This window comes from Mycobacterium sp. KBS0706 (assembly GCF_005938675.2).
Classification (GTDB): Bacteria; Pseudomonadota; Alphaproteobacteria; order DSM-16000; family Inquilinaceae; genus Inquilinus.
In genome coordinates this window covers 1-12061 of record NZ_VCCH02000152.1, presented here as the reverse complement: position 1 = coordinate 12061, position 12061 = coordinate 1, and the positions used below count along the sequence as shown (strand labels likewise).

8 protein-coding genes are annotated in these 12061 nt (G+C 71.9%); 4 read left to right on the top strand and 4 right to left on the bottom strand.

Going from position 1 to position 12061, the window contains the following annotated elements:
* Positions 1 to 138: 138 nt before the first annotated feature.
* Together FFK22_RS38865 and FFK22_RS38860 are read left to right on the top strand one after the other, a co-directional pair.
* Positions 139 to 2892, top strand: coding sequence for an ATP-dependent DNA helicase (locus FFK22_RS38865; protein ID WP_138893221.1), 2754 nt, complete (start codon positions 139 to 141; stop codon positions 2890 to 2892).
* 63 nt (positions 2893 to 2955) lie between these two features.
* Positions 2956 to 4653, top strand: coding sequence for a sulfatase-like hydrolase/transferase (locus FFK22_RS38860; RefSeq protein ID WP_186002903.1), 1698 nt, complete (start codon positions 2956 to 2958; stop codon positions 4651 to 4653).
* Positions 4654 to 4655: 2 nt separating this feature from the next.
* On the opposite strand, the gene FFK22_RS38855 is transcribed toward FFK22_RS38860, so the two are convergent.
* The 4 genes from FFK22_RS38855 to FFK22_RS38840 form a co-directional block, all read right to left on the bottom strand.
* Positions 4656 to 5420 (bottom strand): alpha/beta hydrolase, encoded by a 765-nt coding sequence (locus tag FFK22_RS38855; protein WP_138893223.1) that lies wholly within the window; start codon positions 5418 to 5420, stop codon positions 4656 to 4658.
* The gene (gene glgA / locus FFK22_RS38850; protein WP_138893224.1) at positions 5417 to 6871 is read right to left on the bottom strand and encodes a glycogen synthase GlgA; all 1455 of its coding nucleotides are present in this window, start codon (positions 6869 to 6871) and stop codon (positions 5417 to 5419) included. Before glgA ends, FFK22_RS38855 begins: the two co-directional genes overlap by 4 nt.
* A gap of 133 nt (positions 6872 to 7004) precedes the next feature.
* Positions 7005 to 8267, bottom strand: a complete 1263-nt coding sequence (gene glgC / locus FFK22_RS38845; protein ID WP_138893225.1) for a glucose-1-phosphate adenylyltransferase — start codon at positions 8265 to 8267, stop codon at positions 7005 to 7007.
* Between the two features lie 103 nt (positions 8268 to 8370).
* Positions 8371 to 9324 carry an AEC family transporter gene (locus FFK22_RS38840; protein WP_138893226.1) on the bottom strand — a complete coding sequence of 318 codons (954 nt, stop codon included), beginning with the start codon at positions 9322 to 9324 and terminating at the stop codon, positions 8371 to 8373.
* A 190-nt stretch (positions 9325 to 9514) separates the two neighbouring features.
* On the opposite strand from FFK22_RS38840, the gene FFK22_RS38835 reads away from it, so the two are divergent.
* Positions 9515 to 9922: a tellurite resistance TerB family protein gene (locus FFK22_RS38835; RefSeq protein ID WP_186002902.1), complete on the top strand. Its 408-nt coding sequence runs from the start codon at positions 9515 to 9517 to the stop codon at positions 9920 to 9922.
* Positions 9923 to 9970: 48 nt separating this feature from the next.
* Positions 9971 to 11986 (top strand): alpha/beta fold hydrolase, encoded by a 2016-nt coding sequence (locus FFK22_RS38830; protein WP_138893228.1) that lies wholly within the window; start codon positions 9971 to 9973, stop codon positions 11984 to 11986.
* Positions 11987 to 12061: the final 75 nt, after the last annotated feature.

Here is a 12061-nt window from a genome sequence, read left to right as displayed (position 1 = left end):
ATCGACCCCCCCCTCCCCCAACCCCCTCCCGCGAGGGGAGGGGGAGAGTAGAAGGGGCGAGTCGGTCGCAGGAACAATTCGTGACCAACGGGCATCGTCGGGGCTGGTGCCGGCGCGGCGCGCCCCTATAGTGCGCGCATGGTCGCCCCTGCCCTCTCCCTGACGCTGCCGGATGCCGAGCCGCTGGTGCTGGCGCCGGAGGGCGGCGTGCTGCTGACCGCCGATGGCGAGCTGGTGACGCTGGACCCGGCAGCGTTGCGCCGGCGGGTCGACGGGCCGCCCTTGCTGCTGTGCCACGCCAAGGCGGTGGGGCGGCGCTGCGGGCTGGAGGTGCTGGGCGCCTTCGACCTGCTGGAGCTGTTCGCCTTCGCCCGGCCCGGCCGGTTCTCGGCGCCGACGCCGCGCGGCCTGGCCGCGGCCCTCGGGCTGCCGGTGCCGGGATCGCTGGAGGATGCGGCGATCGCCCTGCCCCGCCTGGCCGAGACGCTGCTGCGCGGCCTGTCGGTGCCGGCGGCGGACGAGCGCAGCGACCCGGCGGCGCTGGCGGCGCGGATGGGCGAGGCCGGCTGGCCCTGGGCGCCCTTCGTGGCCCGGGCACTGGGGCTGCGCGCCCCGGTCGACGACCACCGCAAGCGCGGCGCCTACCAGGTCTGGGCCCATCTGCCGGAATGGGAGGCCGAGCCGCCGAACCCGCCGCCGTCGCAGCACGGGGTCGAGCCGCGCGAGGCCCGCGCCCGCCTCGCCCAGATGCTGGGCCAGGGCGCCGAGCCGCGGCCGCAGCAGGGCGACTATGCCGGCGCCGTCAGCGCCGCCTTCGCCCCGCGCCCGGCGCCGGACGAGCCCACCGTGGTGCTGGCGCAAGCCGGCACCGGCACCGGCAAGACCCTGGGCTACCTGGCCCCGGCCACGGTCTGGGCCCAGAAGAACGGCGCGCCGGTGTGGGTGTCGACCTACACCCGCAACCTGCAGCACCAGATCGACGGCGAGATGGACCGGCTGTTCCCGGACCCGGTGCTCAAGGCCCGCCAGGTGGTGCTGCGCAAGGGGCGCGAGAACTATCTGTGCCTGCTGAACTACGAGGATGCGGTGCGCGGCCTGGCGCTGAACCCGCGCGACGCGGTGCCCCTGGGCCTGATGGCGCGCTGGGCGGCGGCGACGCGCGACGGCGACCTGACCGGCGGCGACTTCCCGGGCTGGCTGGCCGACATCATCGGCCGCCCGAACAGCCTGGCCCTGGCCGACCGGCGCGGCGAATGCATCCATTCCGGCTGCCCGCATTACAGCCGCTGCTTCATCGAGCGCGGCATCCGAAGGGCGCGCAAGGCGCAGATCGTCATCGCCAACCACGCCCTGGTGATGATCCAGGCGGCGCTGGGCGGGGTGGACGACCGCGATGCACCCAGCCGCTTCGTCTTCGACGAGGGTCACCACCTGTTCGAGGCGGCGGATTCCGCCTTCGCCGGGCACCTGACCGGGATGGAGGCCACCGACCTGCGGCGCTGGCTCTTGGGCCATGAGGAGGGCGGGCGCCGGGCCAGCCGCGGCCGCGGGCTGAAGCGCCGGGTCGAGGACCTGCTGCCGGGCGAGGAGGCCTTGGCGATGGTCGACGACATCGAGCGCGCCGCCCGCGCCTTGCCCGGGCCGGGCTGGGGCCGGCGCATCCATGGCGACGAGCCGCGCGGGCCGGCCGAGCGTTTCCTGGCGCTGACCCGCACCCAGGTCTATGCCCGGGCCCAAGGCGCCGACGGGCCCTACAGCCTGGAATGCGACACCACGGATCCGGTGGAGGGGCTGGTCGACGCCGCCCTGGCGCTGGACGCCGCCCTGGCCGAGCTGCAGGCGCCGCTGCAGGCGCTGGCGAAGTCGTTCCGCGACCGGCTGGACGAGGAGGCCGGGTCGCTGGACCCGAACCAGCGCCAGCGGCTGGACGCCGCCGCCCGGTCGCTGGACCGGCGGGCGAAGATGGAGATCGGCGGCTGGCGCGGCATGCTGACCTCGCTGAGCGAGCCGACGCCGCCCTGGCTGGTCGACTGGTTCGGGGTCGAGCGGGTGGAGGGGCGCGAGCTCGATTTCGGCTTCTACCGCCACCATGTCGACCCGACCCGGCCCTTCGTCGACGCGCTGGTGCGGCAGGCGCATGGCGTCGTCGTCACCTCGGCCACCCTGACCGACGGCGCCGGCGACGACCCCGACGACTGGCGGGCGGCGGAGGACAGGACGGGCGCCGGCCACCTGCCGCGGCCGGCGATCCGCGCCCAGGTGGCCTCGCCCTTCGACTATCCGTCCCTGACCCGGGTGCTGATCGTGCGCGACGTGCGCAAGGACGACCTGGAGCAGGTGGGCGCCGCCTATCGCGAGCTGTTCCTGGCGGCGGGCGGCGGCGCGCTGGGGCTGTTCACCGCGGTCAGCCGGCTGCGCGCGGTGCACCACGCTTTGGCCCCGGCGCTGCAGGCGGCGGGGCTGCCGCTCTACGCCCAGCATCTCGACGGTATGGATGTCGGCACGCTGGTCGACATCTTCCGCGGCGAGACCGATGCCTGCCTGCTGGGCACCGATGCGGTGCGCGACGGCGTCGACGTGCCGGGAAGGGCGCTGCGGCTGATGGTGTTCGACCGGGTGCCGTGGCCGCGGCCCGACATCCTGTCGCGCGCCCGCGGCGGCCATTTCGGCCGGCAGCGCTGGACCGACATGCAGACCCGCTTCCGCCTGAAGCAGGCCTTCGGCCGGCTGGTGCGCCGGGCCGACGACCGCGGCGTCTTCGTGCTATTGGACCCGATGATGCCGACCCGGCTGTGCACCGCCTTCCCGCCCGGCGTCGAGGTCCAGCGCATCGGCCTGGCCGAGGCGGTGGCGATCACGAAAGAATTCCTGGCGCCGGGCGCCGAAGCGTAGGACCATCTTCGGATAGAGTCAGATCCCCTGCACGTCGTGCCCATCCCAGCGCGGAGCGACATCGTGCCCATCAGCGATCTGTTTGCGAACGGCGACAAGCCCAACATCCTGATCCTGATCACCGACCAGGAGCGCGCCCTGTCCGAATGGCCGGCGAGCTACCGCGCCACCCTGGGCGGCAAGCTCAAGGCGATGCAGGCGCTGGCGGCCAACGGCCTCAGCTTCGAGCACGCCTATACCGGCGCCTGCATGTGCGCGCCGAGCCGCGCCACCTTCCTGACCAGCCAGTACCCGATCGTCACCGGCTGCACGACGACCGGCAGCTCGACCCTGCCGCTGCCGGACAGCCGGCCGAACCTCGCCACCGTGCTGGGGCAGGCGGGATACAACTGCTACTGGATCGGCAAATGGCATCTGCTGGGCCAGAACGAGCATGGCGCCACCGACGGCTCGCTGGCGCAATGGGGGTTCCGGACCTATCGCGTCGCCGGCACCGACATCACCTGGGACCCGCCGGATGCGGGGCTGAACCTGTCGACCACGACGCTGGGCGGCGGCACCCAGGGGCCGACGACGCAGAACCAGAACGACCAGCGCTATGTCGGGAACGCCCAGGCCTTCCTGGCGAACCCGCCGGACGGGCCCTGGTGCCTGGTGGTCTCGCTGGTCAACCCGCATGACGTGCACCTGGCCTATCTGGCCCAGGACGGCACCTATTATGACGCGAACGCCTACAAGTCGCTGGACGCGCCGCTGCCCGACGACAGGGACGAGAGCCCGCTGGCCATGCCGCGGGGCCAGAGCTACGCCTCCTGGCAGGCGATGAAGACGTCCGGCGCCAAGCCGAAGGACCTGGTCAATTTCTACGCCTATCTGATGCAGTATGTGGACGGGCAGATCGGCACCATCCTCGGCGTGATGAGCCAGGACCAGCGGCAGGACACGCTGATCATCCGCTTCGCCGACCATGGCGAGATGGCGCTGTCGCACGGGCTGGTCGAGAAGTTCGTCAACGCCTACGGCCAGTGCACCCATGTGCCGCTGGTGTTCTCCAACCCCGTCGCCTGGCCCCAGGGCCAGACCACCGAGGCGCTGGCCAGCACGGTCGACCTGGCGCCGACCCTGGCCAGCCTGCTGGGCGTGGCCGGAGACTTCGCCGGCCGCTTCGTCGGCCAGGACCTGAGCGACGTGCTGGACGATCCCTCGGCCCCGGGGCAGGACTATGTCCACTTCACCTATGACGACATCAACGACCAGACCAACCCCAGCGTCATCCGGACGATCCGGTCGAAGGACTGGGTCTATTCGGTCTATCTGCAGTCGGTGACCAGCGCCGGCAGCGGCTGGTCCGACGCGGATTGGGAGATGTACGACCTGACCGCCGATCCCGGCGAGAACCGCAACATCGCCGGCCGGGGGCTGGCGCAGCAGACCGTGCTGGACAATGCCCTGCAGTCGCTGATGACGGCGGCGGGGACGGCGCCGGCCTGGTATCCGGCGCATTGGCCGCCGCAGGCGACATCGGCCAGCCGCGGCGGCCCGCCGGGCGCCAAGGCCAAGCCCGTCGCCATCGGCCGGGTGCCCGGCATCCCTGCGGCCCGGGCCCGGGACCTGAACTATGTCGGCGTGCTCGACGCCGAGACGCTGCTGGCCCGCACCGCGACCCCGGACGGCCGCCAGGCCCTGGCCGGGCTGGTGCCGGCGACGGAGCCGGAGCTCGACGCCTGGATCGCCGCGGCGCGCAGCCTGGTGCCGGGCTGAGTTCAGGCCACGGCCACCACCTCCATAACCGCCTGCCCCAGCAGCGCCAGGTCCTGCGGCCGGGACAGGCGGTGGTCGCCGTCCTTGACCAGGGTCAAGCGGACATTCGGGCCGGTCAGCGCCTCGGCCAGCCTGAGGCTCTGGCGCCAGGGCACGTCGGGGTCGGCCATGCCGTGCAGCAGGCGCACCGGCCCGGCGAAGGGCACCGGGCCGCGCAGCAGCAGATGCGAGCGCGCCTCCCGGATCAGCCGCCAGGTGATGCGGTAGGGGCCGTCGCCATAGGCCGAGGGGCGGTCGACGAAGCCGTCGCGGCGCATCCGGGCCAGATCCATCTCGCCCAGCGCCGGCAGCATCAGATCCTCGGTGAAGTCGGGTGCTGAGGCGATGCCGACCAGCCCCGCCGCCCGGCCCGGCCGGACCATGGCGGCGCAGGTCGCGACCCAGGCGCCCATCGACGAGCCGACCAGGATCTGCGGCCCGTCGGTCAGCCGGTCCAGCACCAGGAGCGCGTCGGCGATCCAGTCGCCCAAGGTCAGGTCGGCGAACGTGCCGCCCGAGGCGCCGTGGCCGCGATAGTCGAAGCGCAGGACATCGAGGCCGCGGTCGGCGGCGAAGCCGTCGAGGAAGGTCGCCTTCTCCCCCGCCATCGACGAGCGGAAGCCGCCGCAGAACACCAGGCCGGGCCGGCCATCGGACCGGCCAGCGCGGCGGTGCCAGGCGACCGGCGTGCCATCGGCCGCGAGGATCGTGCCCGTCTCCTCGGTCATGGCGTCGCCAGCAGGTCGCGGTAGAGGGCGATGTAGTCGACGGCCGCGCGGTCCCAGCTGAAATCCTGGGCCATGGCGCGGCGCTGCAGCTGCGCCCACAGCCCGCGGTCGCGCCACAGGCCGCAGACCCAGCTGATGGTGCCGGCCAGCGCCAGCGCGGTCGGGTCGTCGAAGCTGAAGCCGGTGGCGCGGTCCTCGACGATGGCGTCGTGGCTGGCATTGACCACGGTGTCGGCCAGGCCGCCGGTGCGGCGCACCAGCGGCAGGGTGCCGTAGCGCAGCGCGTACATCTGGGTCAGGCCGCAGGGCTCGGTGCGCGACGGCACCAGCAGCACGTCGGCGCCGGCCTGCAAGAGATGCGACAGCGCCTCGTCATAGCCGATGCGGACGGCGACGCGGTCGGGATGGGCCGCCGCCGCTGTCTGGAAGCCGGCCTCGAGCCCGGCGTCGCCGGAGCCGAGCAGCACCAGCCGGCCGCCGCCCGCGAGCAGCGCCGGGATGGCGTCGAGCAGCAGGTCGCAGCCCTTCTGCCCGGTCAGCCGGCTCACCATGGCGAAGAGCGGCGAGCCGTCGTCTTCCGGCAGGCCGAACGCCTGCAGCAGCGCGGCCTTCGACCGTGCCTTGCCGGACAGGTCGTCCGGGCCATAGGGCGCCGGCAGGTGCGGGTCACGGCGCGGATCCCAGACGCCGTAATCGGTGCCGTTGACGATGCCGACCAGATCGGACGCGCGGGCCGCCAGCAGCCCGGACAGGGCATAGCCGTAGTCCGGCGTCTGGATCTCCTGCGCATAGGTGCGGCTGACCGTGGTGATGCGGTCGGCATAGGAGAGCCCGGCCTTGAGGAAGCCGACGCCGCCGAAATATTCCAGCCCGCCGATCGACAGGCTTTCGGGCGGCAGGCCGAGCTCAACCGCCGTCGCGGCCGGGAACCAGCCGGGGAAGCCGATATTGTGGATCGTCGTAACCGTGCGCGGGCGTACGCCGCCAGCCTGGAACGCGAGATAGGCCGGGGCCAGGCCGGCCTGCCAGTCATGGCCGTGCACGATGTCGGGCCGCCACCGCGGGTCGGCGCCGAGGCCGAGGCGGGAAGCGGCCCAGCCGAGGGCGGCGAAGCGGCGGTGGTTGTCCGGCCAGTCCTGCCGGTCGGGGCCGAGATAGGGGTTGCCGGGCCGGGCAAACAGGCCGGGGCAGTCGAGCACATAGGCGGGGACGGCGATGCCGTCGAGCTCGGCCAGCATCACCTGCGCCGGGCCGCCGCCGAACAGCGCCGGATCCTCCAGCACCACCTCCGGCCGCCGCATCGCCTGCAGCACCGCCGGATAGGCCGGGACCAGGATGCGGGCCGCGACCCCGGCCGTCGCCAGCGCCGGCGGCAGCGCCCCGGCGACATCGGCCAGGCCGCCGGTCTTGACCAGCGGATAGATCTCCGACACCGCGTGCAGGATTTTCATGCGGCCAACCCTCCGCCTCGAAAAGGATCGTCATCCCCGCGAAAGCGGGGATCTCTTACCGTGCGGGCAGAAGGGTGGTCGAGAGATTCCCGCTTTCGCGGGAATGACGGTGAAGGGACAGGTCGGCGAGGCCTCACTCCAGCGCGTCGATCATCGGCTGGGTGATCAGGACAATGCCGGCCTCGGTGCGGTGGAAGCGGCGGGCGTCGAGCTCGGGGTCCTCGCCGACCACCAGCCCTTCGGGGATCTTCACGCCATGGTCGATCACCACGCGGGTCAGCCGGGCGTGGCGGCCGATATCGCATTCCGGCAGCACCACCGCCTCGTGCAGCCGGGCGAAGGAGTTGACCCGCACCTTCGAGAACAGCACCGACTGCCGGACGGTGGAGCCGGAGACGATGCAACCGCCGGACACCGTGCTGTTCACCGCCTTGCCGACCCGCGCCCCGTCCTCGAACACGAACTTCGCCGGCGGCAGTTGCTCCTGATAAGTGTAGATCGGCCAGTCCCGGTCATAGAGGTCGAGCGCCGGCGTCACCGTGGTCAGGTCGATATTGGCTTCCCAATAGGCGTCGATGGTGCCGACGTCGCGCCAATAGGGCTCGGCATAGCTCGGGTTCGGGATCGCGCTCTCGGAGAAGCGGTGCGCCCGGACATGGGCGGTGTCGACCAGGAACGGCACGATGTTCTTGCCGAAATCATGCTCCGAGGTCGGGTCGGCGGCGTCGCGGCGCAGCTGCTCGGCCAGGAAGCGCATGCTGAAGACATAGATGCCCATGCTGGCCAGCGCCGTGTCCGGCCGGCCCGGCATCGGCGGCGGATCGGCCGGCTTCTCCAGGAAGCTGGTCACCCGCCACTGGTCGTTGACATGCATCACGCCGAAGGCCGTCGCCTCCATGCGCGGCACCTCGACGCAGCCGACGGTGACGTCGGCGCCGGTGCGGACATGGTCTTCGACCATCGCCGTGTAGTCCATCTTGTAGACGTGGTCGCCGGCCAGGATCAGGACGTGGTCCGGCCCCTCGGCCTCGAAGATGTCGAGGTTCTGCCAGACCGCGTCGGCGGTGCCGCGGTACCACATCGCCTCGTCCACCCGCTGCTGCGCCGGCAGCAGGTCGACGAACTCATGCATCTCTGCGCGCAGATAGCCCCAGCCGCGCTGCAGGTGGCGCAGCAGGCTGTGCGACTTGTACTGGGTCAGCACATAGATGCGTCGGATGCCGGAATTGATGCAGTTCGACAGGGCGAAGTCGATGATCCGGAACTTGCCGCCGAAATAGACCGCGGGCTTGGCCCTGCGGTCGGTCAGCTGTTTGAGCCGGCTGCCCCTGCCGCCGGCGAGGACCAGGGCGATCGTGCGCTTGGGAAGCTGGCGGATCGGGCCGTCGTCACGCATCCAGGGGTCCTCCCGGCTTCGGCTGTTTCCCGGAGAGTAACATCAGGTTTCGCGATCCTGCACCGCCCGTTTGAGGCAAATTTTGTTTGTTTTCGCCCGGGGCTCAGCCGGCCGGGAATTGCGGCGCATAGATCGCCAGCAGCAGCGACAGGGTCAGCACCGAGACCACGGTCGAAACCAGGATCACCGCCGAGCTGCGCTCGACATAGACGCCGTAGCGCTGGGCGACGACGAAGGTCAGGGCGCCGGTCGGCAGCGCCGCCAGGATCACGGCGCTGGCGGTCCAGAACGGGTCCATCGGAAACACGGTCGCGGCCAGGCCCCAGGTGATCAGCGGCTGCCAGACGAGCTTCAGCACCGAGATCCAGCCGACCTCGCCGAGGCCGGTGCGCAGCGCCTGCCCGGCCATGAACAGACCGATGGCGAACAGCGCGCAGGGGCTGGCCGCGGCGCCGAGCAGCGACAGCAGCGTCGCCAGCGGCGTGGGCACGGCGAAGCCGGCCCAGGACCAGACGACGCCCAGCACCGGCGCCACCACCAGCGGGTTCTTCAGCAGCGCCAACGCCACGTCGCGCAGCGCGGCCAAGATGCCGCGGTTGCGGCTGCCGGTCAGCTCGAGCGCGATCACAGCGAGGCCGACGCAGGCGACGCTCATGATCACGGTCGCCAACGAGGCCGGCGGCAGGCCACGGGCCGGGCCGAAGGCGGCGGCGAACAGCGGGATGCCCATATAGCCGGTATTGGAGAAGCCGGCGCTCATGCCCTGCATCGTCGCCTCGCCGGCATCGGCGCGGTGGATCAGGGCGCCGAGGACCGAGCCGAGCAGCCACACGGCCAGGACGCCGCCGAGGAAGGCGCCGACGAAGTTGAGATTGACGATCTCGGCGACCGGGGTGCGGGCCATGGCCAGGAACAAGAGCGCCGGCAGCGCGATCCAGTACACGAAGCCGTTCAGCGCCTCGGACTGGGCGCGGCCGAGCAGCCGGATGCGCCCGGCGAAGACGCCGAGGAAGATCACGCCGAAGACCGGCAACGCCACGTTGATGACCGCCTGCATCGCGCCCTCATGCCATGCCCGGCCGAGGCGGGGAAGCGCGGTGGGGGAAGGCTGGGTTGCAAAAGAGCATGCTGCCGGGAGAGGCTGCCGGTCACACCATCAGCCGGCCGGTCGCCTTGACGCCCCGCGGCGTTCCGCGCCATATCCGGGACGATCCTTTCCCGCGACTCGCAGGCCAGCGGAGACTGCCATGACGACCGACGCCCACGGCGCCCTGATCTACACCATGGTGCTCGCCTCCGTGGCCGACACGAACATGACCGATGCGGAGCTGGAGACGCTGTCGGAGATGGTGCGGTTCCTGCCGGTGTTCCGCGACTTCGACATCGATCGCATTCCGGACCTGACCCGCGACTGCATCGAGCTGCTGCAGGAGGATGACGGCATCGACAACGCCCTCGACATCATCGCCGAGGCGCTGCCGGAGCATCTGCGCGAGACCGCCTATGCCGTCGCCTGCGATTCGGTGGCGGCGGACGGCCGCGCCAGCCAGCCGGAGCTGCGCCTGCTGGAATTGATGCGCGACAAGTTCGAGGTCGACCGGCTGGTGGCGGCGGCGATCGAACGCGGGTCGCGCGCCCGGCACCGCACCTTGTAACGGCGAGCGGCCAAGCGGCCGCCGGAGCCAACGACAAAGGGGGGGCTCATGCGGGGGAGCATGTTCGGCAGGTTGTGGGCCGCCGCGGCCCTGCTGACCGCCACCGGCGGTGCCATGGCCCAGGAGCAGACCGCACCCGCTCCAGCCGAGGCGCCGGCCGCGACGATCCAGGTCGGCGGCGTCACCCTGACCGCCTGCCAGCCGGATTTCGGCGGCTTCTGCGGCACGATCAGCCGGCCCCTCGATCCCGCCGGCAAACTGCCCGGCACGGTGACGATCGGCTTCGAGTTCTACCCGCACCACGACGCCGGCCAGCCGGCCGAGGGCGTGGTCCTGGCCCAGGAGGGCGGGCCCGGCTATTCCTCCACCGGCACGCGCGAGGGCTATCTGCGGCTGTTCGAGCCGCTGCGCGGCCGGCGCGACGTGCTGCTGGTCGACAAGCGGGGCACCGGCCTGTCCGACCCGATCCAGTGCCAGGCGCTGCAGGAGGCCGGCGAGTTCGTGCCCGCCGCGATCGCCGCCTGCGCCAAGCAGCTGGGCCCCGCCGCCTGGATGTACGGCACGGCGCCCGCGGCCGACGACGTGGCGGCGGTGCTGGACGCGCTGGGAATTGGCAAGGTCGACTATTACGGCGACAGCTACGGCACCTGGTTCGGCCAGGTCTTCGCCCAGCGCCACCCGGACCGGCTGCGCACCATCGTGCTGGACAGCGTCTATCCAACCATCGGCCTGTCGCCCTGGTTCGAGACCGAATGGACGACCATCCGGGACGGATTCGAGCTGGTGTGCCGGCGCTCACCGAGCTGCCGGGCGCTGGGCGGCCGCTCGCTCGACCGGATCGAGCGGCTGGCGGCGGCGCTACGGGCCAAGCCGGGCAAGGCCGAGGCGCCGGACGGCGATGGCAACACCGTCGGCATCGCGGTCGACGCCTCGACCCTGTTCCTGACCATGAACAGCGCCGGCGGCAGCCCGACCTTCTACCGCGACCTGGACGCCGCGGCCCGCGCCTGGCTGGACGCCAAGGACCCGGCGCCGCTGCACCGGCTGATGGCCGAGGCCGCGTCCTGGAACACGCCGGGCGCCGACCCGGTCGCCTTCTCCACCGCGCTTTATGTCGCGGTGGTCTGCAGCGACTATCCGCGGCTGTTCCGCGCCGATGCGTCGCGGGCCGAGCGGCGGCGCCAGCTGATGCGTGCCACGGCCCAGAAGCAGCAGGCGGAGCCTGGGGTCTACACCCCCTTCACCATCGCCGAGGTCGACACCTCGCCGCACAAATGGGAGCGGCGCGACCTGTGCCTCGACTGGCCGGCACCGCCGAAGGGTGTCGTCCCGACCAGCGCCGCCGACCCGAAGGTGTCCTTCCCGAACGTGCCGACCCTGGTGCTGTCGGGCGACCTCGACAGCATCACCTCGCCGATCGAGGGGCTGGAGACGGCGCGGCTGTTCCCGGACGCGACCTATGTGCCGGTGCGCAACCTGACTCACATCACAGCGATCACCGACCAGGCGATCTTCGTGCCGCCGAAGGGCGCCGACGCCACCGGCTGCGTCGCCCCGATCGTGCTGAATTTCGTGCGCTCGGGCGGCGATGCCGGCGACACCTCCTGCACCCAGCGGATCCGGCCGATCCGCACCGTGCCGGTCTTCGCGGTGAAGGCGGCCGATGTCGCCCCGGCCACGGCGGATTCCGGCAATGCCGGAACCGACGCCGACCTCCACTTGGCCTCGGCGGCGGCGGAGACCGCGGGCGACGTGCTGGCGCGCTATTTCGTCAACAGCGGCGGCAGCGGCGTCGGGCTGCGCGGCGGGACCTTCGCCTTCGAGGCCTTCGATGCCGGCTTCGCCTTCACCCTCGACCAGGTCCGCTGGGCCGAGGACCTGGCGGTGTCGGGCACGATCCGCTGGGACCAGTCGACCGGCGACGTCACCGCGGACCTTACTCTTGCCGGCGCGGCGACGGGCACGCTGGCCCTGGCCTGGAACGACCGCGACACCGACGCCGTCGCCCGCATCACCGGCACGATCGACGGCAGGACGGTGGCGGCGGAGCGGATCGCGCCGTAGCACTTCGTTGCTTCGTCCCGCGCCAGCCCCCTCACCCTCCCGCCGCCAACGCGGCGGGCCCCTCCCTCTCCCCAA